This is a genomic window from Burkholderia cepacia complex sp. TUM26381, from assembly GCF_057439935.1.
Window position 1 is genome coordinate 2,730,587 of the sequence record NZ_CM172006.1, and the last position, 26,712, is coordinate 2,757,298.

Consider the following 26,712-nt stretch of genomic DNA (forward strand, 5'->3'; position numbering starts at 1 on the left):
ATGGTCGGTCGTCGAACCACCGGCCGCGTTGCATCGAATCGGCGTCGGCGCTGAAGCGCCCACCCTGGTACACGGGAGCAGGCATGGAAGAGGCGAAGCACTTCATCGCGGGCGAATGGACGTTGCCCGCGCAACTGGAAACCATCGCAGTCGTCGATCCTTCCGACGGCCAGCCGTTCGCGACGATCGCGCGCGGCACCGCGCCCGACATCGAGCGCGCGGTCGCCGCGGCCCGCGACGCCTTCGCGGGCCCATGGGGCGCCGCGAGTGCCGCCGAACGCGGCCGTGTGCTGATGCGGCTGTCGGCGCGCGTGGCCGATTCGATCGAGGAACTCGCCGCGATCGAGGCGCGCGACACCGGCAAGCCGCTGAAGCAGGCGCGCGCCGACGCGGCCGCGCTCGCGCGCTACTTCGAGTTCTACGCGGGCGCCGCCGACAAGCTGCACGGCGAAACCCTCCCCTACCAGGCCGGCTACACGGTGCTGACGGTGCGCGAGCCGCACGGCGTCACGGGCCACATCGTGCCGTGGAACTATCCGATGCAGATCTTCGGGCGCAGCGTCGGCGCGGCGCTCGCGGCCGGCAACGCCTGCGTCGTCAAGCCGGCCGAGGATGCATGCCTGTCCGTGCTGCGCGTCGCCGAGCTCGCCGCCGAGGTCGGGTTGCCGGCCGGCGCGCTCAACATCGTCACCGGCTACGGCCATGAAGCCGGCGCCGCGCTCGCGCGCCATCCGGGCATCGACCACATCTCGTTTACGGGCTCGCCGGCCACCGGCAAGCTGGTCACGCAGATGGCGGCGGAAAACCACGTGCCCGTCACGCTCGAACTCGGCGGCAAGTCGCCGCAGATCGTGTTCGCCGATGCCGATCTCGACGCGGCGCTGCCCGTGCTCGTATCGGCGATCGTGCAGAACGGCGGGCAGACCTGCTCGGCCGGCAGCCGCGTGCTGATCGAGCGCGCGGTGTACGAGCCGCTCGTCGAGCGCCTCGCCACCGCGTTCAACGGGCTGCGTGTCGGCCCGAGCCGCGCCGATCTCGACTGCGGCCCGCTGATCAACGCGAAGCAGCAGCAGCGCGTATGGGATTTCCTGTCCGACGCGCAGCACGACGGCATTCCGATGGCCGCGCACGGGCAGGTCGTCGCCGACGCGCCCGAAAGCGGCTTCTACCAGGCGCCCGCGCTGTTGCGCGACGTACCGCCGTCGCACCGCCTCGCGCAGGAAGAAGTGTTCGGCCCCGTGCTCGCCGCGATGCGTTTCGTCGACGAAGACGAAGCCGTCGCGCTCGCGAACGGCACGCCGTACGGCCTCGTCGCGGGCATCTGGACGCGTGACGGTGCGCGCCAGATGCGGCTCGCACGGCGCCTGCGTGCGGGCCAGGTGTTCATCAACAACTACGGCGCGGGCGGCGGCGTCGAGCTGCCGTTCGGCGGCGTCGGCCACTCGGGCCACGGCCGCGAGAAAGGCTTCGAGGCGCTGTACGGCTTCACCACGCTGAAGACGATCGCGATCCGGCACGGCTGAACCCGCGGCGCGCGACATGCGGCCGGCAGCGCCCGGCCGCCGATCGCTACACGGCGACTCTCATCACCAGCACAGGAGACACACCATGCGGTTGAGCGGCAAGACGGCCATCGTCACGGGCGGCGGCTCGGGTTTCGGCGAAGGCATCGCGAAGACGTATGCGCGCGAAGGCGCGAACGTCGTCGTCAACGACCTGAACGGCGCGGCGGCCGAGCGTGTCGCGAGCGAGATCGCGCTCGCGGGCGGCAAGGCGATCGCCGTGGCCGGCGACGTGTCGAAGCAGGAAGACTGGCAAGCGCTGCTGCAGGCCGCGCTCGACGATTTCCACTCGGTGCAGATCGTCGTGAACAACGCGGGCACCACGCACCGCAACAAGCCCGTGCTCGACGTCACGGAAGCCGAGTTCGACCGCGTGTACGCGGTCAACATGAAAAGCCTGTTCTGGTGCGTGCAGACCTTCGTGCCGTACTTCCGCGAGCAGGGCGGCGGCGTGTTCGTGAACGTCGCGTCGACGGCCGGCGTGCGGCCGCGCCCGGGCCTCGTCTGGTACAACAGCACGAAGGGCGCGATGATCACCGCGAGCAAGTCGCTCGCGGCCGAGCTCGGCGCCGATCGCATCCGCGTGAACTGCATCAACCCCGTGCTCGGCGAGACGGCGCTGATGACCGAGTTCATGGGCTGCGAGGACACGCCCGAGAATCGCCGCCGCTTCCTCGCGACGATCCCGCTCGGCCGCTTCTCGACGCCGCAGGACATCGCGAACGCGGCGCTTTACCTCGCCTCCGACGAAGCCGAATTCATCACCGGCGTCTGCCTCGAAGTCGACGGCGGGCGCTGCATCTAGCCGCACCGGGCAGCACGATCGCCACGCATTGCATCGCACGAATCCGGAATCGGCGCCGCGGCGCCTGTTCCGGCCAACTATAAGGACAGCGGTGCATGGGATCCAGGTAACCGCTGAAGCGCTCACTCAGATCGACAGGAGACAACATGGCAACATCGACGCAGTCGCTGCCGGGCTCGTCCGGCGCATTCGAGGAAGCAACCTATCGCAAGGTGTCGTGGCGGCTCGTGCCGCTCCTGCTGCTGTGCTACGTGGTCGCGTATCTCGACCGCGTGAACGTCGGGTTCGCGAAGCTGCAGATGGCGAGCGACCTGAACCTGAGCGATACCGTGTACGGGCTTGGCGCCGGGATCTTCTTCTTCGGCTATTTCCTGTTCGAAGTGCCGAGCAACATCATCCTGCACAAGGTCGGCGCGCGCGTGTGGATCGCACGCATCATGGCGACCTGGGGCGTGATCTCGATCCTGACGATGTTCGTCACGACGCCCGCGATGTTCTACGTGATGCGCTTCCTGCTCGGCGTCGCCGAAGCGGGCTTCTTCCCCGGCGTGATCCTCTACCTCACCTACTGGTATCCCGCGCACCGGCGCGGCCGGATGACGACGTTCTTCATGACGGCAGTCGCGCTGTCCGGCGTGATCGGCGGCCCGATCTCGGGCTTCATCCTGAAGGCGTTCGACGGCGTGAGCGGCTGGCACGGCTGGCAATGGCTGTTCCTGCTCGAAGGCATCCCGTCGGTGCTGGTCGGCGTCGTCGTGTTCCTCAAGCTCGACGACCGGATCGCGAAGGCGAACTGGCTGACCGACGAGGAAAAGGCGCTGCTCGCGCGCAACGTCGACGCGGAAGAAGCGACGAAGCAAGACCTGCCGCTCGGCGCCGTGCTGGCCAGCCCGCGCGTGTTGCTCATGGCGCTCATCTACTTCTCGTTCGTGATGGGGCTCTACGGCGTCGGCTTCTGGCTGCCGACCATCATCAAGGCGACGGGCGTCACCGACACGGTCGCGATCGGCCTGCTGTCGGCGATTCCGTATGCCGCCGCGGTGGTCGCGATGATCCTGATCGCGCGCAGCGCGGACAAGCGCCGCGAACGCCGCTGGCACGTCGCGATTCCGGCCGCGATCGGTGCAATCGGACTCGTGCTGTCGGTGATCTGGGCGCACCAGACCTCGCTCGCGATGCTCGGCCTCACGCTCGCGACGATCGGCATCCTGACGACACTGCCGCTGTTCTGGAGCCTGCCGACCGCGTTCCTCGGCGGCACGGCGGCCGCGGCCGGCATCGCGATGATCAACTCGATCGGCAACCTGGCCGGCTTCCTGAGCCCGTACCTGATGGGCTGGCTCAAGCAGGCGACGGGCGCCAACGATGCGGGCATGTACATGCTTGCCGCGTTCCTCGTGCTCGGCGGGCTGCTCGCGCTGTCCGTGCCGAAGCAGCTGGTCGACAAGTGATGCGCGGCGCGTAACTGCACGCAGGGCACGCGAAGCACGCCGGCCGATCGATTGCCGGCCCCCGACAACGCCCCGGCAGCCGGAATCCCCCGGTTGCCGGGGCGTCTTCGATTCCGGGCAGGCGCTATCCGGATCAGCCGAGCCAAGTCAGCCGGATGATGGCGCCCTATTCACCAACTTATTCCCTTATGCCCCCTTTTATATGGAACAATAAAGAGTATTAAGGAAATCATTTGCCGACCATGTTCCACACCGTCGAAGACACTGCCGCCCGCCTTCGCGTCCATCCGAAGACCATCCTGCGGTTCATTCGCGACGGCAAGCTGCGCGCGACGCGGGTCGGCCGCGCGTACCGCATCCTCGCTGCCGACCTTGCCGCGTTCGCGCCAACGGAGCCGGCCGCGCCCATGCCGCGCGCGGTGCGCGTCACCAGCATCGTCGACATTCCGGACGCGTCCCAGTCGCTGCACCAGTACCTGTCGCGCTCGCTGCATGCGATGGCGTCGGGCCGCACGTCGTACGTCGATCCCGTGCGGATCGACGTGACGTTCGATCCCGCCGCGAGCGTGGTCAAGATCATCGTCGCCGCGACACCGGCCGACACGGCTGCGCTGATGTCGTCGCTCGAGAGGTTGCTGCAGCAAAGCGGGACATGAGCGCGATCTTCCGGTCGCCCCGCCACGCGCGCGCGATTCGTGCCGCTTACGCGGCCGCACTGTCGCACTGGCCGGCCGGGCATCGGCGCGTCACGGTGCAAACACGGCTCGGCGCGACGCACGTGATCGACTGCGGCCCCGAACACGCGCCGCCGCTCGTGCTGATCCACGGCGCGCAGACGACGGCGGCAAGCTGGCAGCATTACGCGGCCGTCTGGTCGACGCACTTCCGGCTCTACGCGATCGACGTGATCGGCGAAGCGGGACCGAGCGCGCCGTCGCGCCCTCCACTCGCGAGCGACGCGTACGCGCAGTGGCTCGACGACGTGCTCGACGGCCTGCAGGTATCGCGCGCCGCGTTCGCCGGCATCTCGCTCGGCGCGCGAACGGCACTCGACTTCGCGTTGCGCCGGCCGGCGCGCGTCACGCGGCTCGCGCTGCTCTGCCCGTCCGGCATCGGCCGGCAGAAGCCGTTTCTGTGGTGGGCGCTGCCGTTGTTGCTGCTCGGCGATGTCGGGCGCGCGTGCGTGCGGCGGCGCGTGCTCGGTCGTCTGCCGCCCGCATCGACGCCGGCCGAACGCGACACGCTCGCATTGATGCACGCCGTCGACCGCGGGTTTCGCCCGCGCATCGAACCGATCCCGGTATTCGACGACGATACGCTCCGCACATTGTCGATGCCCGTGCTGGCGGTCGTCGGCGGACGCGACGTGATGCTCGATTCACGCGACACCCGTGATCGTCTGACGCGTCTCGTGCCGCACGCGCAAGTCCGGTTTCTTCCCGGGCAGCCGCACTTCATCCGCGGGCAGCGCGACACCGTGCTCGCATTTCTGACATCGACGGAACCCGACACCATGTCCCACCGAATCGTTCAGGCAGCCGGCAGCCGTGTGCTGGTCCGCGCCCCTTCCTCCGCCCTCGTGCAGCGGGAAAGCGATGCGCTCGATCTCGTCGCGCTCGCGCACGAGCACGAAGCCGACTGGATCGCGATCCCCGCCGACGCGCTGCACGACGACTTCTACCGGCTCGACAGCGGGCTGGCCGGCGCCGTGCTGCAGAAGCTCGTCAATTACGGCGTCCGGCTCGGCGTGGTCGGCGACATCGACCGCTGGCTCGCGCGCAGCGAAGCGCTGCGCGCGCTCGTTCGCGAATCCAACCGCGGCCAATCGGTGTGGTTCGTCGCGAGCGAGGACGACCTGCTGCGCAGGCTCGGCGCGTAACGCATTCGGGCTGGCCGGCGACGGACGAAAAAAAGCCCCGAAGGCCGCTTGGCGTTCGGGGCTTTTTACGCCGTGCAGTGCAGCGCCGCGTCAGACCACGGTGATCGCGAGCGCGCTTTCGCGATAGTGCTTTGCCGCCTTGTCGGTTTCGCCGAGATGCTCGAACAGGCGGGCGAGCGCGCGATGCGCCCGCACCTTCAGCGCCTCGTTGTCGGCCAGCTTCAGCGCCGATTCGAGGAACGACTGCGCCTTGCCCCACAGCTGCTGCTGCTGGCAGAGGCGGCCGAGCGCGAACAAGAGGTCGGCGTCTTCCGGATGATCCTTCTTCCACCCTTCCGCCTTCTGGATCAGCGGCAGCGCATCGGCGCCGGCCGTATCCGGGTAACGGCGCAGCAGGCGGGCATCCCAGTTGTGCGCGAGCGCGTCCTCGACGATGCGGCGCGCTTCGTTGCGGCGCTCGAGCGGTACGAGCAGGTCGGCCGCGAGATCGGCCAGACGCGGCGACTGGCGCTCGACCGGCGACAGCGACTGCCACACTTCGAGCAGCGCGTCCGGGTCGTGCCGGCGTTCGCGCAGCAGGTTTTCCGCCGCCTGCTGGCGCAGCCGCACGGCCGCGGCCGGATGCAGCGCCTCGCGCTTCTCGAGCGCCTTCGCGAGCTTCAACACCTCGGCCCAGTTCTTCAGTTGCTGCTGCGCGCGCAGCGCAACCTGCTGCGCGTGAATGCGCTTGCCGCCGGCCTGCATGTCGGCCAGCGCGGCGAGCGCGCCGTCGGCATCGCGCGCATCCGCGCGCATGTCGGCAGCCGCGAGCAGCCGGGCGTCCTGCCATTCGGGCGCGTCCACCTTCGACAGCCAGTCGTCGCGGCGCGTGTACTCGTGCATCCGGTGCGCGGCCGTGGCCGCGACGAGACTCGCGGCGCCCAGGTTCGCATCGACCGTCAGCGCTTCACGCGCGGCCTTCTCCGCGCGCGAGAAGCGGCCCGCGTACAGGTTCGAAATTGCGTCGCGCAGCGACGCCTGTGCCTTCTCGTTGCGCGAGCGTGCCCGATATGCGGCGACCCGCTGCGGCATGCGCCAGATGTTGCGCACGATGCGCAGCAGCGCGTACACGACGATGAACAGCACGACGATGGCGATCACGAACAGGTTCAGCGACACGTCGATCCGGTACGGCGGATAGACGAGCAGCACCTGCCCCGCGTCGAAACGGCCGACGGTGGCGAGCGCCGCGGCGATCGCGAACAGGACCGCGAGCCAGACGATTCCTCGAAGCGTCATCGTTACCCCCGGCTCTTGAACTGCTGAACGGCGTTCAGGCTCGTATTCAGGTTCGGCACCGCGACCGTCAGCGATGCGCCGTCGACCTGCTTGAGCAGATCCTCGACGGTCTGCGTGTCCTTCGATGCCTGATCGAAATACTTCCCGAGCGACGCCTGCGCGGCGTGCAGGTCGGCCTTCATCGCGCTGTCGTTGCGCGCGAGCAGCGACAGCCGCGCGGTGAGCAGGCGCAGCTTCACGTTCTCGCGCACGAAATAGCCCTGATCGGGCGACGCGAGCATCGCGTCCGCGTTGTCGATCCGGCGCACCTGCACGAGGCTCTTCAGCTGCTGGCCGAGGCCGGCCGAGAAGTCGTGCCACCACACCTTCCAGCGCGGCTCGCCGGCCACGGCCGACGATGCGGCTTCGGCCGGCACAGCCTTCGGCTCCGCGTGCGGCACGATCGCCTCGCCGGACAGCGGCAGCGCGTCGATCTTCGCGATTGCGTCGTCGAGCTTGATCGCGAGGCCCGTGAGATCGGCCGCCGGTGCGGCCTTCAGCTTCTCGATGTCCTGCGCGAGCGCCTTTCGCACCGTGACGGCCTGCGCGCTCTGCGACGTCGCGAGACGCGCGTCGGCATTCTGCAGCGCGATCAGCGCGAGCTGCGTGTTGCCGGTCAGCTGGAGCTGCTGGCTCGCGCTCGACAGCATCTGGTCGACTTCCTCGAGCATCCACGCGTCGCGGTTGCGCGACAGGTCCTGGTATTGCTGCTGCAGCGCCTGCTGCGCACTCTGCGCGTCGGCGAGCTTGCCGTCGAGCTGCGCGAGCTGCGTGTCGACCTGGTGCGTACTGGCGAGCGCCTGCTCGGTCTTCATGCGCGTTTCGGCCGTCTGCGCGTCGAGCGCCTTCTGGCGCGTGACGAACGTGCCGTCGAGCCGGTCGATCTTGCGGTTCAGCGCGTAGCCGCCGACACCCGCCGCGCAGCCGAGCACGACGACGACGAACCACAGCACCGCGCTGCCGCCGCGACGCGCGGGCGGCTCGGGCGCGAGATAAGGGGGACTGGGCGGCGGTGCGGATGCAGCGGCCGGCTGGGAAGCGACGCTTTTGGAATCGTTGGTATCTGTCATGCGTTTAGTCACCGGTGCGGCTGTCGCCGGTTGGACGGCCTCGTCGGCCATCGTTCGAAACGCGCGGACGATGCGCTCATCGCCCGCGCCGGTCAGCGTAATCCTATCAAAACCCAATGCGCGCGCGGTCTGCTCGATCCGCGGGTGCGGCGTGACGAGCGGCGCATGCTTCAGCGCCTCGATCTCGGCATCGTTCAAGTGCGCCCGCGCAAGCTCGTGCAGGTTGCGCACACCTTCCGAGCTGGTGACCAGCCACGCATGCGGCTGGCCGTCGAGCAGCGCGTGCACGCGCTCCCACGCGCCGACGCGCGGCTCCGGCACGACTCGCCGGTAGGCCGCGACGAGCGTGACGTCCGCGCCGGCCTCGCGCAGGCGGTCGGCAAGCCATTCGCGCCCGCCGTCGCCGCGCACGATCAGCACGCGCTTGCCCGCCAGCGCCTGCGCGCCGCCGAACGCGGCCTCGATGCATGCGAACAGGCTTTCGGAATCGTAATGAGGCATGCCGCCGTCGGCCGGCGCCTGCGGCGCGATCACGCGATGCGCGGGCGCCGCGATGCCGTGACGCTCGAGCGCCGCGACGCTGCCGGGCCCGACCACGCCGACCGGCAACGCGTTCGGCCAGATCGCACCGTACTGCGCGAGTGCGCGGTCGATCGCGTTCGGCGACACGAAAATCACCAGCGCGTAGTCGGCAAGCGCCGCGAACGCGGCGTCCAGCGGTGCCGGATCGTCAACCGGCGCAATATCGATCAGCGGGAATTCGAGCACGTCGCAACCGGCATCGGCCAGTTGCGATGCCAGCGCGTCGGACTGGCCGTCCGGACGCGTCAGGACAGCGGTGAACGCGCGCGCGCCGCCCGCCATCAGGCGTCGCCCTTGCCGGCCTGCGAGGCCGCGAGCAGCGCCTGGACGATATCGAGCGCGCCTTGCGCCTCGAGCTGGTCGGACACCGCACGGCCCAGCGCGAGCGCATCGGCGACGGTCATCACGGCGCCGCACTCCTCGGCGGTCAGCACGCGTTTGCCGTCAGTCGTCGACACGCGGCCCGTCAGGTACAGCTCGCCCGCGCGCCACACCGCGTGCGCGGCGAGCGGCACCTCGCAGCTGCCGCCGAGCGCGCGCGACACCATCCGCTCGGCCTCGACCGCGAGTGCGGTCTGCGGGTCGTGCAGCGGCGCGAGCCACGCAGCGACGTCGTCGCGGTGCGCGGCGATCTCGATGCCGAGCGCGCCCTGACCGGCCGCGGGCGGGCTCGCTTCGACGTCGATCAGCGCGCGAATCCGCGCTTCGAGGCCGAGGCGTTTCAGGCCGGCGGCCGCGAGGATGATCGCCGCGTAGTCGCCGCGGTCGAGCTTCGCGAGACGCGTGTCGAGGTTGCCGCGCAGCGGCAGGACGTCGAGATGCGGATAACGCGAACGCAGCATCGCTTCGCGGCGCAGGCTCGACGTGCCGACGACCGCGCCGGCCGGCAGCGCGTCGAGCGACGCGTAGTCGTTCGACACGAACGCGTCGCGCGGGTCTTCGCGCTCCATGATCGCGGCGAGCGTGAAGCCGTCGGGCAGTGCCATCGGCACGTCCTTCAGCGAATGCACGGCGAGATCGGCACGGCCGTCGGCCAGCGCGGTCTCCAGTTCCTTCACGAACAGGCCCTTGCCGCCGACCTTCGACAGCGTGCGATCGAGAATCTGATCGCCGCGTGTCGTCATCCCGAGGATTTTCACGTCACAAGCTGGATATAATTTGCGCAGCGCATCACGCACATGTTCGGCTTGCCACATCGCCAGGCGGCTCTCGCGCGAAGCAATCGTCAACGTCGCGGGCGGCTGTGCCTGTTGCGGCCCGGCCGCAGGGGTCTCGGAATTCATTGCTGGAACATCGAAGGACGGGATTGAAGATCGAACAATGGTAGCACGCACGCCCCGGCCCGCCCGGGCCCGGAGCCTGCGCCCGGCCTGCCCCTGTGCGGGTCGCGGCGCCGATGTGCGGATGTGCCGCACGTAGCTGGTTGCTTGACCGCAGTTCCCGCAGTTTCCGCAGTTCCTTTTGACTCGAGCTTTCCCAAGGAAACCCATCGTGAAGTCTTCCGGATCGGCGCGCACGGCGCGCCGCAATGCTGCCCTGTCCTCCTCCGACGCCTCGACGGACACCGTCGCCACCGCCGCGAACGGCCGTGCGAAAACGGCAACGAAACCGAAAGACCCGATACGTCAGACAAAACGCGCGCCCCGAGCCGCCGGCCCCGCTGCCCGCAAGGCCGCCGCGCCGAAGGCCGGCACGCGCACGCGCGACGACAAGGACGGCCCGCTGTTCGAGGACATCCGCTTCCTCGGCCGCCTGCTCGGCGACGTCGTGCGCGAACAGGAAGGCGATACGGTATTTGACGTCGTCGAGACGATCCGCCAGACCGCGGTCAAGTTCCGCCGCGAGGACGACAGCGAAGCCGCGCAGACGCTCGAGAAGAAACTGCGCAAGCTGACGCCGGAACAGACGGTGAGCGTCGTGCGCGCGTTCAGCTATTTCTCGCATCTCGCGAACATCGCGGAAGACCGCCATCACAACCGCCGCCGCCGCATCCACGCGCTGGCCGGCTCCGCGCCGCAGCCCGGCACCGTCGCGTACGCGCTCGAACAGCTGAAGACGACCGGCAACGCGTCGAAACGCCTGCTGCAGCGCTTCTTCGACGATGCGCTGATCGTGCCGGTGCTGACCGCGCACCCGACCGAAGTGCAGCGCAAGAGCATCCTCGACGCACAGCACGACATCGCGCGCCTGCTCGCCGAACGCGACCAGGAACTGACCGCACGCGAGCACCAGTACAACGAAGCGATGCTGCGCGCGCGCGTGACCGCGCTGTGGCAGACGCGCATGCTGCGCGACTCGCGCCTGACGGTCGGCGACGAGATCGAGAACGCGCTGTCGTACTACCGCGCGACGTTCCTCGACGAACTGCCCGCGCTCTACGGCGACATCGAGGCCGCGCTCGCCGAGCACGGCCTGTCCGCCCGCGTGCCCGCGTTCTTCCAGATGGGCAGCTGGATCGGCGGCGACCGCGACGGCAACCCGAACGTGACCGCGCCGACGCTCGACGAAGCGATCAACCGCCAGGCCGCGGTGATCCTCGAGCACTACCTGGAACAGGTGCACAAGCTCGGCGCCGAGCTGTCGGTGTCGAACCTGCTCGTCGGCGCGAACGACGCGGTGAAGGCGCTGGCGGCCGCATCGCCCGACCAGTCGGCGCACCGCGTCGACGAACCGTATCGCCGCGCGCTGATCGGCATCTACACGCGGCTCGCCGCGAGCGCGCGCGTGCGCGTCGGCGAAGGCACGGTGCCCGTGCGCAGCGCGGGTCGCGGCGCGCCGCCCGTGCGCGCGATCCCGTATGCGGATTCCGAGGCGTTCGTCGCCGACCTGAAGGTGCTGACCGCGTCGCTCGACGAGCACCACGGCACGTCGCTCGCCGCGCCGCGCCTCGCGCCGCTCGTGCGCGCGGCCGAAGTGTTCGGCTTCCATCTCGCGAGCATCGACCTGCGCCAGAGCTCCGACATCCACGAAGCGGTGGTCGCCGAGCTGTTCGCGCGCGCGGGCGTCGAGGCCGACTACGCGGCGCTCGCCGAGGAAGACAAGCTGCGCGTGCTGCTCGCCGCGCTCGCCGATCCGCGCCCGCTGCGCTCGCCGTACTTCGAATACTCGGCACTCGCGCAAAGCGAGCTCGGCGTGTTCGAGAAGGCGCGCGAAGTCCGCGCGCAATTCGGCGCGCGCGCGGTGCGCAACTACATCATCTCGCATACGGAAACCGTCAGCGACCTCGTCGAGGTGCTGCTGCTGCAGAAGGAGACGGGCCTGCTCGAAGGCACGCTCGGCGTGCCGGGCAGCGACGCGAGGAACAGCCTGATGGTGATCCCGCTGTTCGAGACGATCCCCGACCTGCGCGACGCGTCGCGCATCATGCGCGACTACTTCGCACTGCCGGGCATCGACACGCTGATCGCGCACCAGGGCGCCGAACAGGAAGTGATGCTCGGCTACTCGGACAGCAACAAGGACGGCGGCTTCCTCACGTCGAACTGGGAGCTGTATCGCGCGGAACTCGCGCTCGTCGACCTGTTCCGCGAGCGCAAGATCACGCTGCGGCTGTTCCACGGCCGGGGCGGCACGGTCGGCCGCGGGGGCGGCCCGACCTACCAGGCAATCCTGTCGCAGCCGCCGGGCACCGTGAACGGCCAGATCCGCCTGACCGAACAGGGCGAGGTGATCGCGAGCAAGTTCTCGAACCCGTCGATCGGCCGCCGGAACCTCGAGACGGTCGTCGCCGCAACGCTCGAAGCGTCGCTGCTGCCGCAGTCGAACGCGCCGGCGCAGTTGCCCGCGTTCGAAGCCGCGATGCAGACGCTGTCCGACTCGGCGATGGCCGCCTACCGCGCGCTCGTCTATGAAACCCCGGGCTTCACCGACTACTTCTTCTCGTCGACGCCGATCACCGAGATCGCCGAGCTGAACATCGGCAGCCGCCCGGCATCGCGCAAGCTGCAGGATCCGAAGCAGCGCAAGATCGAGGATCTTCGCGCGATTCCGTGGGGCTTCTCGTGGGGCCAGTGCCGGCTGCTGCTGACCGGCTGGTACGGCTTCGGCAGCGCGGTGAGCGCGTATCTCGACAGCGCGCAGGACGACACCGAGCGCACGAAGCGCGTCGCGCTGCTGAAGAAGATGAACAAGACCTGGCCGTTCTTCTCGAACCTGCTGTCGAACATGGACATGGTGCTCGCGAAGACCGATCTCGCGGTCGCGTCGCGCTACGCGCAGCTCGTGTCCGATCGCAAGCTGCGCAAGCACGTGTTCGAGCGGATCGTCGCGGAATGGGAGCGCACGTCGCACGCGCTCGCGGAAATCACCGGGCACGAAGGCCGCCTCGCGACCAACCCGCTGCTCGCGCGCTCGATCAAGAACCGCTTCCCGTATCTCGACCCGCTGAACCACCTGCAGGTCGAGCTGATCAAGCGTCACCGTGCGGGCGACACGAACGCGCGGCTGCGCCGCGGGATTCACCTGACGATCAACGGGATCGCGGCCGGCCTGCGCAACACCGGCTGATCCGCAGGCGGCGCGGGCTCGCTCCGCGCCGGCCCGCATCGTGAAAGCCGCGATACGCGAGTAGGCGTATCGCGGCTTTTTTCATGCTGCCGCGTAACGGCGCAGAACGCGCCACCCGCTCAATGCGCGTCGATCAGCAGCGCGTCGTGCTCGAACGAACCGTCGGGCTGCACCGCGTAATAGCCGCGCACCTCGTCCGGCGCATGCGCCCACAATGCGCGAATGCCGGTCACGCTGTCGGCCGGCGTGCGGATGCGCGCAACCCACGTCTCGAAATCGATCGGCAGCCGCCAGCGGCTGTGCACCTGCGCGTCGAAGCCGACCTCGCGGAACATCGCGAGCCATTCGTCGGCGCGGTAGTCGCGCACGTGCGACGCGTCGCGCAGCACTTCCGCGGCCTGCAGGTACGTGTCGAGGAGCGGATGGTCATTGCCGGCAATGTCGATCATCAGCACGCGGCCGCCCGGCTTCAGCACGCGGCGCACCTCGGCGAGCGCCGCGCGCATGTCGTGCCAGTGGTGCGCGCTCATCCGGCTCACGACCCAGTCGAACGTCGCCGTGTCGAACGGCAGCCGCTCGGCCGGGCCCTGCTGCGTGCGGATGTTCGCGAGCCCGCGCTCGCGCGCGGCGGCGTCGACGGTCGCGAGCATCGGCGCGGCCAGATCGTAGGCGACCACGTCGCGCACGTGCGGCGCGACCGCGAAGCTCGCATGGCCGGCGCCGCAGCCGAGATCGAGCACCGCGGCATCGGGTGTCGCGCTCACCGCGTCGGCGAGCGTCTGCAGGTCGGCGCCCGTCGCATGAACCGTGCTCGTCAGATAGGCGGCGGCCGTCGTGCCGAATGCGTCGGCGACCTGGTCGTGGTGTTTCATCGTTCGCTCCTTTCCTTGATGCAGTCGCCCGGTGTTGGCGCTTCAGCGCGCGTTCCGGCCCCGTGCAACGCGTTTTGTGGGACGCCCGCTGCCCTGCCAGCGCGCGAGACGCTACAATAGGCCCACGCCTGTACCAGTACAAGTTAAGCAGTTATTCTGGTATTCGATCCACCTGTCTGAACGTTGCCGCGTCCTCGTATCCATTTCGCCGTTCCCGCATGAACCAGCCGCCCTCCGCCCCCGTCCCGCCGCTCGACGCCACGCCCGCCCGCGCGCTCGGCGAATTCATCCGCGCTCACCGCGAGCGGCTGTCGCCGCAGGCCGTCGGCCTGCCGCCCGGCCCGCGCCGCCGCACGCCGGGGCTGCGGCGCGAGGAAGTCGCGCAACTGTGCGGCGTCAGCCCGACCTGGTACACGTGGATCGAACAGGGCCGCCCGGTGTCCGCGTCGGCCGACGCGCTCGCGCGGATCGCCGTCGCGCTGCAGCTGTCGAAGGCCGAACGCGCGTACCTGTTCGAGCTGGCCGCGCAGCGCGACCCGGCCGAGCCCGACGTCGCGGGCGGCGACCTGCCGCCGACGCTCGCCGCGACCGTCGCGGCGATCGCGACGCCCGCCTACGTGCTCGACCGCCAATGGAACGCGCTCGCGTGGAATGCGCCGGCCGCCGCGCTCTTTTCCGGCTGGCTCGACGGCGAGCACGATCGCAACCTGCTGCGCTTCACGTTCATGTCGCCGGCCGCGCGCACGCTGATCGTCGACTGGGAAACCCGCGCCCGGCGTCTCGCGGCCGAATTCCGCGCCGATTCGATCCGCCACCTGGCCGACGCGCCGACGCGCGCGCTGATCGACGCGCTGACCGCCGGCAGCGACGCATTCGCGCAGTACTGGGCGTCGCAGGACGTGTTCGAACGCGAAGGCGGGCTGCGCGAATTCGACCATCCGGCCGACGGCCGCCTCGTGTACCAGCAGATCACGCTAAAGCCCGCGCACCGCGAGGACCTGAAGCTCGTCGTGCTGGTGCGCGACTGAGCGGGCCGGCCCGCGCGGGCCACGGCCGGCAGGCCCGCGAATGCTAGAATTGCGGGATTCCCTCGGCGGCGCACGCTGCCCAACTCCCCTTCGAAGAATCGCCATGACGTCCCAACTGCACAAAAAGGGCGAGGCCTGGTCGGCCCGCTTCTCGGAACCGATGTCGGAACTGGTCAAGCGCTACACGTCGTCGGTGTTTTTCGACAAGCGCCTCGCGCTCGTCGACATCGCCGGCTCGCTCGCGCACGCGAACATGCTCGCCGCGCAGAAGATCATCAGCGCCGACGACCTGGCCGCGATCGAACGCGGGATGGCGCAGATCAAGGGCGAGATCGAGCGCGGCGAATTCGAATGGCAGCTCGACCTGGAAGACGTCCACCTGAACATCGAGGCGCGCCTGACCGCGCTGATCGGCGACGCGGGCAAGCGCCTGCACACGGGCCGCTCGCGCAACGACCAGGTCGCGACCGACATCCGCCTGTGGCTGCGCGGCGAGATCGACCGCATCGGCGGCCTGCTGAACGACCTGCGCGGCGCGCTGGTCGACCTCGCGGAACAGAACGCCGACACGATCATGCCGGGCTTCACGCACCTGCAGGTCGCGCAACCCGTCACGTTCGGCCACCACCTGCTCGCGTACGTCGAGATGTTCACGCGCGACGCGGAACGCATGCGCGACTGCCGCACGCGCGTGAACCGCCTGCCGCTCGGCGCGGCCGCGCTCGCGGGCACGAGCTACCCGATCGACCGTCATGCCGTGGCGAAGACGCTCGGCTTCGACGGCATCTGCGCGAACTCGCTCGACGCGGTGTCCGATCGCGACTTCGCGATCGAATTCACGGCGGCCTCGGCGCTCGTGATGACGCACGTGTCGCGCTTCTCCGAAGAACTCGTGCTGTGGATGAGCCCGCGCGTCGGCTTCATCGACATCGCCGACCGCTTCTGCACCGGCAGCTCGATCATGCCGCAGAAGAAGAACCCGGACGTGCCCGAGCTCGCGCGCGGCAAGACCGGCCGCGTGAACGGCCACCTGATGGCGCTGCTGACGCTGATGAAGGGCCAGCCGCTCGCGTACAACAAGGACAACCAGGAAGACAAGGAACCGCTGTTCGACACGGTCGACACCGTCGCCGACACGCTGCGGATCTTCGCCGAGATGGTTGCCGGCATCACCGTGAAGCCGGACGCGATGCGTGCGGCCGCGCTGCAGGGCTTCTCGACCGCGACCGACCTCGCCGACTACCTCGTGAAGCGCGGCCTGCCGTTCCGCGATGCGCACGAAGCCGTCGCGCATGCCGTGAAGATCTGCGACGACCGCGGCATCGATCTCGCCGACCTGACGCTCGACGAGATGAAGCAGGATCTGCCGAACGTCGCGCACCTGATCGGCGACGACGTGTTCGGCTACCTGACGCTCGAGGGGTCGGTCGCGAGCCGCAACCACCCGGGCGGCACCGCACCCGACCAGGTGCGCGCGGCCGTCAAGGCAGCCCGCGCCGCACTCGGCCGGTAACCGCCTGCTGTTCCGGACGGACGCCTTCGGCGTCCGTTTTTCATTCGGGCGGCCGTCACGCCGCCCGTCGCCTGCCCCGCTTCACGGATGCCGCCGATGACCTTTTCCGCCGCGCTCTTCGACATGGACGGCCTGCTCGTCGATTCCGAGCGGACCATCATGAACACGTGGATCGACGTGTCGAATGCACACGGTGTCGCGCTGACCGTCGCCGACTACCTGCAGATCGTCGGCCGTTCGTTCGCCGAAGGCCAGGTCATCCTGGCGCGGCTGATCGGCAACCCCGATACGTTCGACGCCGTGCGCACCCGCGTGCGCGAACAGCTCGCGGCGCCCGAGCCGCATCCGAAGTTTCCGCTGAAACCGGGCGCGTTCGCGCTGCTCGATGCACTCGCGCAGGCCGGCATTCCGTGCGCGGTCGCGTCGTCGTCCGCGGGCGACGTGATCCGTGCGCGGCTCGACGCGGTCGGCGTGCTGCCGTTCTTCCGTGCGATCGCGGGCGGCGACGAAGTCGCGCGCGGCAAGCCCGATCCGGCCGTCTACCGGCTCGCGGCCGAACGCCTCGGCGTGCCGGCCCACGCGTGCGTCGCGTTCGAGGACAGCGACTTCGGCGCGCAGTCGGCCGCCGGCGCCGGCGCATCGGTCGTCACCGTGCCCGATCTGAAGGCGCCGACGCCCGAAATCATCGCGCTGAGCCTGCACGTGCTCGCGTCGCTCGACGATGCGGTCGCGCTCGTGCCGTCGTGGTTCGGCCTGCAGGGTACGTCGCAGCCCGCGTAATCGGCCGCCGCGCCATGCAAAACGGGCACCCTCGGGTGCCCGTTTTGTCGTGTCGCCAACCTGCCGGCGTCGCACCGGCCTTACTGGTTGCCGGCCGTCTCCGACAGACGCTTCATCGTCGCGATGCGCGCGCCGATCAGGTCGACGCGCCCGTCCTCGCCGACGAGTGGCGCCGTCGCGTCGCGGAACGCCACCCACGCACGCTGTGCGCGGACGAGCGTCGCGGCCGAATGCGCAGGCATCTTGCGGCGCAGTTTCTGGTAATAGCGGTTCAGGTCGAATATCGCGTGCTCGCATGCGGCATCCTGCGCACAGGGCCGCACACGGCGCACGGCCGGATCGCGCGGTGCGTTCGCCGGCTTGCCGCCGGCCGGCGCGGCCGCCGCGCCTGCACCACCCTGCGCGCCGCTCGTTGCCGCGACCGGTACCGCGGCGGGCGGCTGCGGCGCATAGCGATCGGCTGCGCCGCGCAGCGCCAGCGCGCGATCGCGCACCGGCTGCAGCTGCAGATCGGCGCTCGACATCGCATACGCGGTGCCGCGCGTCGTGTCGTACACGGCCTTCAGCAGATGCACTTCGTCCTTGCGCCACGTGAGCCAATGGCGCTGGCTGTCCTGCCAGCCGCGCTTCGCATCGGCCGGCGCATCCTTCAACAGGCGCTGGTACGCGCCGTCCATCACGGCCTGCCACTGCTGCTGCGTTTCGCCCATGCACTGGATCTGGCCGGCCGGCGACGACCGGTCGCGCCGCGCGAGGCATTGCCGCATCGCGACGTCGATCGGATCGGCCGCCGCGACTTCCGCGTGCGCGGCGCCCGGCCCTGCCAGCCCCGCCGCGCCTGCCGCCCAGACGACGAGCGCGGCCAGCGCCGCGCGCATCGCCCGGAATCGTCCGTACGTCGCCATCAGTCGCGCACGCAGTCGACGAAGTACTCGACGCGGCCGTTCACCTCTTCCGCGACGAGGCCGTGGATGTCGGTGTGGAAGCCCGGGAAACGCTCGTTGAAGTCGCGCGCGAACCGCAGGTAGTTCATGATCGTCTTGTTGAAGCGCTCGCCCGGAATCAGCAGCGGAATGCCCGGCGGGTACGGCGTGAGCAGGATGCTCGTCACGCGGCCTTCGAGCTCGTCGAGCGGCACGCGGTCGATCTTGCGGTGCGCGAGCTTCGCGAACGCGTCGGACGGCTTCATCGCCGGCTCCATGTCCGACAGGTACATCTCCGTCGTCAGGCGGGCGATGTCGTTCGCGCGGTACACGTCGTGGATCTGCGTGCACAGGTCGCGCAGGCCGACGCGCTCGTAGCGCGGATGCTGTGCGACGAATTCCGGCAGCACGCGCCACAGCGGCTGGTTGTTGTCGTAGTCGTCCTTGAACTGCTGCAGCTCGGTCACCATCGAGTTCCAGCGGCCCTTCGTGATGCCGATCGTGAACATGATGAAGAACGAGTACAGGCCGGTCTTCTCGACGATGATCCCGTGCTCGGCCAGGTACTTCGTGACGATCGCGGCCGGAATGCCCGTCTCGCCGAACTCGCCGTCGACGTCGAGCCCCGGCGTGATGATCGTCGCCTTGATCGGGTCGAGCATGTTGAAGCCTTCCGCCAGCGAGCCGAAGCCGTGCCAGTGGTCGTTCGGCTTCAGCATCCAGTCTTCGCGCGAACCGATGCCTTCCTCGGACAGGTTGTCCGGGCCCCACACGCTGAAGAACCAGTCGTCGCCGTATTCGGCGTCGACCTTGCGCATCGCGCGGCGGAAGTCGATCGCCTCGGCGATCGATTCCTCCACGAGCGCGGTGCCGCCCGGCGGCTCCATCATCGCGGCCGCGACGTCGCACGACGCGATGATCGCGTACTGCGGGCTCGTCGACGTGTGCATCAGGTACGCCTCGTTGAAGCGGTGCTTGTCGAACGTGCGGTTCTCCGAATCCTGCACGACGATCTGCGATGCCTGCGAAATGCCCGCGAGCAGCTTGTGCGTCGAGTGCGTCGCGAACACGAGCGCGCCCGTGCGCGGACGGCCGTCGCCGATCGCGTGCATGTCGCGGTAGAAATCGTGGAACGTCGCGTGCGGCAGCCACGCTTCGTCGAAGTGCAGCGTGTCGAGCAGGTCGCCGAGCAGGTCCTTGATCATCTCGACGTTGTAGACGACGCCGTCGTACGTGCTCTGCGTGATCGTCAGGATCCGCGGCTTCATGTCCGGGTTCTCGCGCATCGCTTCGCGCGCGAACGGGTTCGCCTCGATCTTCTTGCGGATGTTCTCCGGCTTGAATTCGTCGCGCGGAATCGGCCCGATGATGCCGAAGTGGTTGCGCGTCGGCGTCAGGAACACGGGGATCGCGCCCGTCATCGTGATCGCGTGCAGGATCGACTTGTGACAGTTGCGGTCGACCAGCACGATGTCGCCCGGCGCGACCGTCGCGTGCCAGACGATCTTGTTCGACGTCGACGTGCCGTTGGTCACGAAGAACAGGTGGTCGGCGCTGAAGATGCGCGCCGCATTGCGCTCGGACGCCGCGACCGGGCCCGTGTGGTCGAGCAGCTGGCCGAGTTCGTCCACGGCGTTGCAGACGTCCGCGCGCAGCATGTTCTCGCCGAAGAACTGGTGGAACATCTGGCCGAGCGGGTTCTTCAGGAACGCGACGCCGCCCGAGTGGCCCGGGCAGTGCCACGAGTACGAGCCTTCGTCCGCGTACTTGACGAGTTCCTTGAAGAACGGCGGCGCGAGCGAGTCGAGATAGACCTTCGCTTCACGGATGATGTGGCGCGCGACGAACTCCGGCGTGTCCTCGAACATGTGGATGAAGCCGTGCAGTTCGCGCAGGATGTCGTTCGGCAGATGGCGCGACGTGCGCGTCTCGCCGTACAGGAAGATCGGGATGTCCGCGTTGCGGCGGCGCACTTCGGTGACGAACGCGCGCAGCTCGATGATCGCGGTCGCGAGCTCGGGCAGCTCGCCGTCCTGGCCGGTCTCGCCGAGCATGAGTTCGTCGTCGTCGATCGACAGGATGAAGCACGACGCGCGGCTCGACTGCTGCGCGAACGACGTCAGATCGCCGTAGCTCGTGAGGCCGAGGACTTCGACGCCCTCCTTCTCGATCGCTTCGGCCAACGCCCGGATGCCGGAGCCCGAGATGTTCTCGGAGCGGAAATCTTCGTCGATGATGACGACGGGGAAACGAAACTTCATGGGCGATTCTCCAAAAAGAACGACCGCGGCGCGTCACGCGCAGCGGTCACCCGGAAACTGGTGAGACGTTATGCAACCAGATCAGGTTTTCGGCAGCGTGACACCGCGCTGCCCCTGATACTTGCCGCCGCGATCGGCATACGAAACATCGCACACTTCGTCGCTCTCGAAGAAGAGCACCTGTGCGACGCCTTCGTTCGCGTAGATCTTCGCGGGCAGCGGCGTGGTATTCGAGAATTCCAGCGTGACGTAGCCTTCCCACTCGGGTTCGAACGGCGTCACGTTGACGATGATCCCGCAGCGCGCATAGGTCGACTTGCCGAGGCAGACGGTCAGCACGGTGCGCGGGATCCGGAAATATTCGACGGTGCGGGCCAGCGCGAACGAGTTCGGCGGGATGATGCACACGTCGCCCTTGAAATCGACAAACGAACCCTCGTCGAAGTTCTTCGGATCGACGATCGTCGAGTTGATGTTCGTGAAGATCTTGAATTCGTCTGCGCAGCGAATGTCGTAGCCGTAGCTCGACGTGCCGTAGCTGACGATCCGGCGGCCGTCCTCGGACGCGCGGACCTGATCGGGCACGAACGGCTCGATCATTTTGTGCTCTTCGGCCATGCGCCGAATCCATTTGTCGGACTTGATACTCATATCGGGGCGCCAGGAAACGCTGCGTGACAGTCAGGGAGGGCCGCTCGCGCAAGGCAGCGGCCGGGAAAGGCGGACATTTTACGCGATCATCGGCCGGCGCACGCGGCGGCCGTCAACGGATCACGCCGCAGGCCAGCGCAGGCCCCGCGCCATGGTGCGGAAACGCCGGGTCGCTCGGGTCGCGGTGCACCAGCGCCGCACGGCTCATCGCCGAGCGCACGCCATCGAGGGCCAGATCGGGCGCGACGATGAAGCCGGCCGCGACGCCGTTCGCATCCGCATGGATGTTGCCGAGATCGCCGGCGACGCGCGCGCCGGCGCGCAGCCGGTCGGCGGCCGGCGCGAACACCTGGCCGGCGCTCGAGCCGTCGCCCGCGTTGCAGTCGCCGCGCTCGTGCACTTGCAGCGCGTGGTCGCTGTTCGGCGGCAGGCCGACCAGGTTGTAGGTCACCTGCACGCCGTCCGGGCGCTCGACGAACGTCACCGCGCCGCGCGCCTGCGCGCCGACCGTCGGCTGCAGTTGTGCATCGGCCCGTTTTTCGTGCGACGAGGAAAAGGAGGTACAGCCGGCCAGCAGGCCCAGCGCGGCGGCGGCCAGCAGCGCGCGCTGCGCGCGGCCGGCGCGCACGCCGTGATGTCGTTGTTTCATTCGATCCTCATGCCGGCTGACGGCCGTTTGACACGGCGGCCGCGCCGGGCGGGTAAAGGGACCCGGGAAAAGTCGCCATGATACCGCGCCTCGCGGCGCCGTAAACAGCGTAAGGCCCCGCCCCGCAAGGGTTTTACGTATTTTGAACAACGATCGACGGGAACTTCGACGTCATGTCGCGCGATCGCTCGGCAATTGCCAGCGCGACGCCGCGCGCGATCTCGCGGTAGCGGCGCGCCAGCGCGCCGTCCGGATCGGCCGCCACCGTCGGCGTGCCGCTGTCGGCGCGCTCGCGGATCGCGATGTCGAGCGGCAGGCTGCCGAGCACGTTCACGTCGTAGTCCTTCGCCATCCGCTCGGCCCCGCCGGCGCCGAAGATGCGCTCTTCGTGGCCGCAGTTCGAGCAGATGTGGATGCTCATGTTCTCGACGATGCCGAGGATCGGGATCCCGACCTTCTCGAACATCTTCAGGCCCTTCTTCGCGTCGAGCAGCGCGATGTCCTGCGGCGTCGTGACGATCACCGCGCCGGTGACGGGCACGCGCTGCGCGAGCGTGAGCTGGATGTCGCCGGTGCCGGGCGGCATGTCGACGATCAGGTAGTCGAGCTCGCGCCAGTTGGTCTGGCGCAGCAGCTGCTCGAGCGCGGAGGTCGCCATCGGGCCGCGCCACACCATCGGGTTGTCTTCCTCGATCAGGAAGCCGATCGAGTTCGCCTGCAGCCCGTGGCCGACGAGCGGGTTCATCGACTGGTTGTCCGGCGACTCGGGGCGCTGGCCGTGGATGCCGAGCATCGTCGGCAGCGACGGGCCGTAGATGTCCGCGTCGAGGATGCCGACCGACGCGCCTTCCGCGGCCAGCGCGAGCGCGAGGTTCACGGCCGTCGTGCTCTTGCCGACGCCGCCCTTGCCCGACGCGACCGCGACGATGTTCTTCACGTTCGGCAACAGCTTCACGCCACGCTGCACCGTGTGCGCAACGATGTCCTGCGACACCGCGACGCGTGCGTCGCGCACGCCCGGCACGGCCTGGAGCGCGGCGGCGACGCGCGCGCGCACGTCGTCGTGCTGGCTGCGCGCGGGGTAACCGAGCACCACGTCGAGCGTCACGACATCGCCGTCGATCGCGACGTTGCGCACGCCCTTGTTCGCCGCATACGGGCGGCCGGTATTGGGGTCGACGACTGCCGCCAGCGCGGCGTCGACTTGTGCCCGGTCAATGCTCATCGAAACTCCATGAAAACGTTTTTCTCGCGCGCAAACGTCAAAAAATATCAAATTACGCTGCGAAAATCGGGAAAAGTGAAAGAATCTGTTGCATGCCATTGCGCGAACGCGCGGCCCGGCGCACTCTTCGCGTGCGGCACGCTATAGGGCCAAATCGGCCACTAACCGCCTATATTGTAGAGGCTGACGCGTCGCGCTGTCTGAACAGCCACGCTGGCGGACAGGGCATGCGGCCGCCTCGGCGGCTGCCGCAAGCGCCGGGCGACCCTGCTTTTTCGGGTGGTCCGCGCAGGGAGCCGTAACTGTTGTCGTCGTTGTCGACTCGTTCAACCAAGAGAGGAATCCAAGATGAACATGAAAATCGCGACCCGCTTGTCCGTCTTCGCATTGGCCGGCGCACTGCTGGCAGGCTGCGCCACGCAGCAAGGCAACAACACGGCCGTCGGTACCGGCACGGGTGCGGCGCTGGGCGCAGGCATCGGCGCGCTGGCGGGTGGCGGCAAGGGCGCGGCGATCGGCGCAGGCGTCGGCGCACTGGTCGGTGGCGTGACGGGCTACAACTGGCAGGCGATCAAGAACAAGCTCGCGCCGTCGGCAGCGAAGACGGGCACGCAGGTCACCGAGCAGCCGGACGGCTCGCTGAAGCTGAACGTGCCGAGCTCGGTCACGTTCGCGACGAACCAGTACGCGATCACGCCGGCCTTCACGCCGCTGCTGAACGACCTGGCCACGACGCTGAACCAGAACCCGCAAGTCACGGCTTCGATCGTCGGCTACACCGACAGCACGGGCTCGGCGCAGCTGAACCAGACGCTGTCGCAGAACCGCGCGCAAAGCGTCGTGAACGCACTCGCCCAGCGCGGCGTGAACGGCGGCCGCCTGTCGGCCCAGGGCATGGGCCCGTCGAACCCGATCGCGGACAACGCGACCGAAGCCGGCCGCGCACAGAACCGCCGCGTCGAGATCTACCTGCGCGCCGCCCAGGCGCAGTAAGCGCACGACGAGGGGAATACGTGGGCGCGCTGCCCGCGGGGCCCCGCCGGACAAGGCTTCCGGCGGGCCCGGTAACGAATCGAAAAAATTTTCGAACTTCTGTCGCAGGCCGTGGTCAGTATTTACGGTACGTGGCTGGTGTTGCCGGCGCGTCACCATTCTCCTCTTGTCGTTGTTGCTCCGGGGCCGTATCCGCCCCGGTTTTTTTTGCCTGCAAAATGCGTGCTGCAACGCAGCACAACCTCGCCAGGCACGCCGCTTGCGCGGCCCCGCCCCTTCCGGCGCCCGGTCCGCGGCGCCGGCTCGCATCGCCGGCCCGCGCCCCTGCTAGAATCGCACTTTCCCGTTGTTTTTCCGCTGTTCCTCTACAGACCCTATGTCCGCATCCGACCTCACTTCCGTGCAGGCTGCGGCGCCGCAAGGCGGCCGCCAGATCCTCGTAACGTCCGCACTGCCCTATGCCAACGGGCAGATCCACATCGGCCACCTGGTCGAGTACATCCAGACCGACATCTGGGTGCGGACGCTGCGAATGCATGGCCATGAGGTCTACTACATCGGCGCCGACGACACGCACGGCACGCCGATCATGCTGCGCGCGGAGAAGGAAGGCCTGACCCCGAAGCAGCTGATCGATCGCGTGTGGACCGAACACAAGCGCGACTTCGACAGCTTCGGCGTGTCGTTCGACAATTTCTACTCGACCGACTCGGACGAGAACCGCGTGCTGAGCGAGAAGATCTACGTCGCGCTGCAGGACGCCGGCCTGATCGCCGAGCGCGAGATCGAGCAGGCATACGATCCCGTCAAGGAAATGTTCCTGCCGGACCGCTTCATCAAGGGCGAGTGCCCGAAGTGCCACGCGAAGGATCAATACGGCGACAACTGCGAAGTGTGCGGCTCGACCTACCTGCCGACCGAACTGCTGAACCCGTACTCGGTCGTGTCAGGCGCGACGCCGGTGCGCAAGACCTCGAAGCACTACTTCTTCCGCCTGTCCGACCCGCGCTGCGAGTCGTTCCTGCGCGAATGGGTGAGCGGCCTCGCACAGCCCGAAGCAACCAACAAGATGCGCGAGTGGCTCGGCGACGCCGGCGAAGCCAAGCTCGCCGACTGGGACATCTCGCGCGACGCGCCGTACTTCGGCTTCGAGATCCCGGGCGCGCCCGGCAAGTACTTCTACGTGTGGCTCGACGCGCCGGTCGGCTACTACGCGAGCTTCAAGAACCTGTGCGACCGCAACGGCGTCGACTTCGACGCGTGGATCCGGCCGGGCTCGAAGGCCGAGCAGTACCACTTCATCGGCAAGGACATCCTGTACTTCCACACGCTATTCTGGCCCGCGATGCTCGAGTTCTCGGGCCACCGCACGCCGACCAACGTGTTCGCGCACGGCTTCCTGACGGTCGACGGCGCGAAGATGTCGAAGTCGCGCGGCACGTTCATCACCGCGCAGAGCTATATCGACACGGGCCTGAACCCCGAGTGGCTGCGCTACTACTTCGCCGCGAAGCTGAACGCGACGATGGAAGACATCGACCTGAACCTCGACGATTTCCAGGCGCGCGTGAACAGCGATCTCGTCGGCAAGTACGTGAACATCGCGAGCCGCGCGGCGGGCTTCCTGATCAAGCGTTTCGACGGCCGCGTGCAGGACAGCGCGATGAATCACCCGCTCGTCGCGAAGCTGCGCGATGCGATTCCGCAGATCGCCGCGAACTACGAAGCACGCGAATACGGCCGCGCGCTGCGCCACACGATGGAACTCGCGGATGAAGTGAACGCGTACGTCGATGGCGCAAAGCCGTGGGATCTCGCGAAGGATCCGGCCAACGCGGTCGCGCTGCACGAGACCTGCAGCGTGAGCCTCGAGTCGTTCCGTCTGCTGTCGCTCGCACTGAAGCCGGTGATGCCGCGTGTCGCCGAAGCGGTCGAGGCGTTCTTCGGGATCGCGCCGCTCGCATGGGCCGACGCCGCGAAGCCGCTGTCGTCGGAGCAGCCGATCAAGGCTTACCAGCACCTGATGACGCGCGTCGATCCGAAGCAGATCGAAGCGCTGCTCGCCGCGAACCGCGATTCGCTGCAGGCCGAGGCAACCGGCGCGGCCGCCGCGGGCGCCAATGCCGCGAAGGACGCGAAGAACAACGCCAAGGCGAACGCGAAGCAGGCGGTCGTGAACGGCGCCGACGACGCGCCGATCTCGATCGACGATTTCGCGAAGATCGACCTGCGCATCGCGAAAATCGTCGCGTGCCAGGCCGTCGAGGGCTCGGACAAGCTGCTGCAGCTCACGCTCGACGTCGGCGAGGAAAAGACCCGCAACGTGTTCTCGGGCATCAAGTCCGCTTACCAGCCCGAGCAACTCGTCGGCAAGCTGACGGTGATGGTTGCGAACCTCGCGCCGCGCAAGATGAAGTTCGGCCTGTCCGAAGGGATGGTGCTCGCAGCATCGGCCACCGACGAGAAGGCGGAACCGGGCCTCTACATCCTCGAGCCGCACAGCGGCGCGAAGCCCGGCATGCGCGTGAAGTAAGCCGCACGCGCTGCTGGCGAAGAAAAAGCCCCGCACGATTCGTGCGGGGCTTTTTCATGTCTGCGTGTCGCCAGGTTCGTGCACCGCCTCTCCGCGACAAGCGCCCTTACCG

The 26,712-nt window shown here is 68.4% G+C and carries 20 protein-coding genes; 11 read left to right on the top strand and 9 right to left on the bottom strand.

Features of this window, described 5'->3' with window-relative positions:
• The first annotated feature begins 83 nt into the window (after window positions 1-83).
• From ACWMMN_RS12845 to ACWMMN_RS12865, 5 genes are all read left to right on the top strand, one after another.
• Window positions 84-1,523: an aldehyde dehydrogenase family protein gene (locus ACWMMN_RS12845; protein ID WP_059236649.1), complete on the top strand. Its 1,440-nt coding sequence runs from the start codon at window positions 84-86 to the stop codon at window positions 1,521-1,523.
• A gap of 85 nt (window positions 1,524-1,608) precedes the next feature.
• Complete coding sequence (locus ACWMMN_RS12850) at window positions 1,609-2,367, top strand: SDR family oxidoreductase (protein ID WP_174992941.1); 759 nt, start codon at window positions 1,609-1,611, stop codon at window positions 2,365-2,367.
• A 146-nt stretch (window positions 2,368-2,513) separates the two neighbouring features.
• A complete protein-coding gene (locus ACWMMN_RS12855) occupies window positions 2,514-3,818 on the top strand; it encodes an MFS transporter (RefSeq protein ID WP_059233480.1) in 1,305 nt (434 codons plus the stop codon).
• A gap of 242 nt (window positions 3,819-4,060) precedes the next feature.
• A complete protein-coding gene (locus ACWMMN_RS12860; RefSeq protein WP_486422724.1) occupies window positions 4,061-4,474 on the top strand; it encodes a helix-turn-helix domain-containing protein in 414 nt (137 codons plus the stop codon).
• Window positions 4,471-5,697, top strand: a complete 1,227-nt coding sequence (locus ACWMMN_RS12865; protein ID WP_486422725.1) for an alpha/beta fold hydrolase — start codon at window positions 4,471-4,473, stop codon at window positions 5,695-5,697. Before ACWMMN_RS12860 ends, ACWMMN_RS12865 begins: the two co-directional genes overlap by 4 nt.
• 90 nt (window positions 5,698-5,787) lie before the next feature.
• Here the strand turns inward: ACWMMN_RS12865 and ACWMMN_RS12870 are convergent, their stop codons facing one another.
• From ACWMMN_RS12870 to hemC, 3 genes are read right to left on the bottom strand one after another with little or no spacing between them, the layout of a single operon-like run.
• The gene (locus ACWMMN_RS12870; protein ID WP_059233477.1) at window positions 5,788-6,975 is read right to left on the bottom strand and encodes a heme biosynthesis protein HemY; all 1,188 of its coding nucleotides are present in this window, start codon (window positions 6,973-6,975) and stop codon (window positions 5,788-5,790) included.
• 2 nt (window positions 6,976-6,977) lie between these two features.
• Window positions 6,978-8,948 carry a fused uroporphyrinogen-III synthase HemD/membrane protein HemX gene (gene hemDX / locus ACWMMN_RS12875; protein ID WP_174992944.1) on the bottom strand — a complete coding sequence of 657 codons (1,971 nt, stop codon included), beginning with the start codon at window positions 8,946-8,948 and terminating at the stop codon, window positions 6,978-6,980.
• A complete protein-coding gene (gene hemC / locus ACWMMN_RS12880; protein ID WP_486422726.1) occupies window positions 8,948-9,949 on the bottom strand; it encodes a hydroxymethylbilane synthase in 1,002 nt (333 codons plus the stop codon). Before hemC ends, hemDX begins: the two co-directional genes overlap by 1 nt.
• Before the next feature lie 208 nt (window positions 9,950-10,157).
• Here hemC and ppc point away from each other — a divergent pair, with 208 nt between their 5' ends.
• Entirely contained in the window at window positions 10,158-13,172 is a 3,015-nt protein-coding gene (gene ppc, locus ACWMMN_RS12885; RefSeq protein WP_486422727.1) for a phosphoenolpyruvate carboxylase, read from the top strand.
• A 119-nt stretch (window positions 13,173-13,291) separates the two neighbouring features.
• Here ppc and ACWMMN_RS12890 read toward each other — a convergent pair whose 3' ends face one another.
• Window positions 13,292-14,044, bottom strand: a complete 753-nt coding sequence (locus ACWMMN_RS12890; protein WP_486422728.1) for a class I SAM-dependent methyltransferase — start codon at window positions 14,042-14,044, stop codon at window positions 13,292-13,294.
• 218 nt (window positions 14,045-14,262) lie between these two features.
• On the opposite strand from ACWMMN_RS12890, the gene ACWMMN_RS12895 reads away from it, so the two are divergent.
• The 3 genes from ACWMMN_RS12895 to ACWMMN_RS12905 all read left to right on the top strand — a co-directional run bounded on the left by ACWMMN_RS12895 (window position 14,263) and on the right by ACWMMN_RS12905 (window position 17,365).
• A complete protein-coding gene (locus ACWMMN_RS12895) occupies window positions 14,263-15,072 on the top strand; it encodes a helix-turn-helix transcriptional regulator (RefSeq protein WP_059233472.1) in 810 nt (269 codons plus the stop codon).
• Between the two features lie 103 nt (window positions 15,073-15,175).
• On the top strand, window positions 15,176-16,585 hold the full coding sequence (gene argH, locus ACWMMN_RS12900; protein ID WP_059233471.1) for an argininosuccinate lyase: 1,410 nt from the start codon (window positions 15,176-15,178) through the stop codon (window positions 16,583-16,585).
• Between the two features lie 96 nt (window positions 16,586-16,681).
• A complete protein-coding gene (locus ACWMMN_RS12905) occupies window positions 16,682-17,365 on the top strand; it encodes an HAD family hydrolase (RefSeq protein ID WP_059236646.1) in 684 nt (227 codons plus the stop codon).
• An 80-nt stretch (window positions 17,366-17,445) separates the two neighbouring features.
• Here the strand turns inward: ACWMMN_RS12905 and ACWMMN_RS12910 are convergent, their stop codons facing one another.
• The 5 genes from ACWMMN_RS12910 to apbC form a co-directional block, all read right to left on the bottom strand.
• Window positions 17,446-18,270 carry a lysozyme inhibitor LprI family protein gene (locus tag ACWMMN_RS12910; protein WP_256085182.1) on the bottom strand — a complete coding sequence of 275 codons (825 nt, stop codon included), beginning with the start codon at window positions 18,268-18,270 and terminating at the stop codon, window positions 17,446-17,448.
• Window positions 18,270-20,549, bottom strand: coding sequence for an arginine/lysine/ornithine decarboxylase (locus ACWMMN_RS12915; protein WP_059233469.1), 2,280 nt, complete (start codon window positions 20,547-20,549; stop codon window positions 18,270-18,272). The genes ACWMMN_RS12910 and ACWMMN_RS12915 overlap by 1 nt, the downstream gene beginning before the upstream one ends.
• 81 nt (window positions 20,550-20,630) lie before the next feature.
• Complete coding sequence (gene dcd, locus ACWMMN_RS12920; protein WP_006398615.1) at window positions 20,631-21,200, bottom strand: dCTP deaminase; 570 nt, start codon at window positions 21,198-21,200, stop codon at window positions 20,631-20,633.
• 112 nt (window positions 21,201-21,312) lie between these two features.
• Complete coding sequence (sodC, locus tag ACWMMN_RS12925; RefSeq protein ID WP_059233468.1) at window positions 21,313-21,849, bottom strand: superoxide dismutase [Cu-Zn]; 537 nt, start codon at window positions 21,847-21,849, stop codon at window positions 21,313-21,315.
• A 133-nt stretch (window positions 21,850-21,982) separates the two neighbouring features.
• Complete coding sequence (apbC, locus tag ACWMMN_RS12930) at window positions 21,983-23,074, bottom strand: iron-sulfur cluster carrier protein ApbC (protein ID WP_486422729.1); 1,092 nt, start codon at window positions 23,072-23,074, stop codon at window positions 21,983-21,985.
• Window positions 23,075-23,422: 348 nt separating this feature from the next.
• On the opposite strand from apbC, the gene ACWMMN_RS12935 reads away from it, so the two are divergent.
• The gene (locus ACWMMN_RS12935) at window positions 23,423-24,067 is read left to right on the top strand and encodes a YiaD family glycine zipper/OmpA-like lipoprotein (RefSeq protein WP_059233466.1); all 645 of its coding nucleotides are present in this window, start codon (window positions 23,423-23,425) and stop codon (window positions 24,065-24,067) included.
• A gap of 376 nt (window positions 24,068-24,443) precedes the next feature.
• Window positions 24,444-26,600 (top strand): methionine--tRNA ligase, encoded by a 2,157-nt coding sequence (metG, locus tag ACWMMN_RS12940; protein WP_059233465.1) that lies wholly within the window; start codon window positions 24,444-24,446, stop codon window positions 26,598-26,600.
• Window positions 26,601-26,712 lie beyond the last annotated feature (112 nt).

Bases quoted from the DNA above. Each gene is read 5' to 3' on its own strand.
- ACWMMN_RS12845 (WP_059236649.1), top strand. From the start codon at position 84: ATGGAAGAGGCGAAGCACTTCATCGCGGGCGAATGGACGTTGCCCGCG.
- ACWMMN_RS12850 (WP_174992941.1), top strand. From the start codon at position 1,609: ATGCGGTTGAGCGGCAAGACGGCCATCGTCACGGGCGGCGGCTCGGGT.
- ACWMMN_RS12855 (WP_059233480.1), top strand. From the start codon at position 2,514: ATGGCAACATCGACGCAGTCGCTGCCGGGCTCGTCCGGCGCATTCGAG.
- ACWMMN_RS12860 (WP_486422724.1), top strand. From the start codon at position 4,061: ATGTTCCACACCGTCGAAGACACTGCCGCCCGCCTTCGCGTCCATCCG.
- ACWMMN_RS12865 (WP_486422725.1), top strand. From the start codon at position 4,471: ATGAGCGCGATCTTCCGGTCGCCCCGCCACGCGCGCGCGATTCGTGCC.
- ACWMMN_RS12870 (WP_059233477.1), bottom strand. From the start codon at position 6,975: ATGACGCTTCGAGGAATCGTCTGGCTCGCGGTCCTGTTCGCGATCGCC.
- hemDX (WP_174992944.1), bottom strand. From the start codon at position 8,948: ATGGCGGGCGGCGCGCGCGCGTTCACCGCTGTCCTGACGCGTCCGGAC.
- hemC (WP_486422726.1), bottom strand. From the start codon at position 9,949: ATGAATTCCGAGACCCCTGCGGCCGGGCCGCAACAGGCACAGCCGCCC.
- ACWMMN_RS12890 (WP_486422728.1), bottom strand. From the start codon at position 14,044: ATGAAACACCACGACCAGGTCGCCGACGCATTCGGCACGACGGCCGCC.
- ACWMMN_RS12895 (WP_059233472.1), top strand. From the start codon at position 14,263: ATGAACCAGCCGCCCTCCGCCCCCGTCCCGCCGCTCGACGCCACGCCC.
- argH (WP_059233471.1), top strand. From the start codon at position 15,176: ATGACGTCCCAACTGCACAAAAAGGGCGAGGCCTGGTCGGCCCGCTTC.
- ACWMMN_RS12905 (WP_059236646.1), top strand. From the start codon at position 16,682: ATGACCTTTTCCGCCGCGCTCTTCGACATGGACGGCCTGCTCGTCGAT.
- ACWMMN_RS12910 (WP_256085182.1), bottom strand. From the start codon at position 18,270: ATGGCGACGTACGGACGATTCCGGGCGATGCGCGCGGCGCTGGCCGCG.
- ACWMMN_RS12915 (WP_059233469.1), bottom strand. From the start codon at position 20,549: ATGAAGTTTCGTTTCCCCGTCGTCATCATCGACGAAGATTTCCGCTCC.
- dcd (WP_006398615.1), bottom strand. From the start codon at position 21,200: ATGAGTATCAAGTCCGACAAATGGATTCGGCGCATGGCCGAAGAGCAC.
- sodC (WP_059233468.1), bottom strand. From the start codon at position 21,849: ATGAAACAACGACATCACGGCGTGCGCGCCGGCCGCGCGCAGCGCGCG.
- apbC (WP_486422729.1), bottom strand. From the start codon at position 23,074: ATGAGCATTGACCGGGCACAAGTCGACGCCGCGCTGGCGGCAGTCGTC.
- ACWMMN_RS12935 (WP_059233466.1), top strand. From the start codon at position 23,423: ATGAACATGAAAATCGCGACCCGCTTGTCCGTCTTCGCATTGGCCGGC.
- metG (WP_059233465.1), top strand. From the start codon at position 24,444: ATGTCCGCATCCGACCTCACTTCCGTGCAGGCTGCGGCGCCGCAAGGC.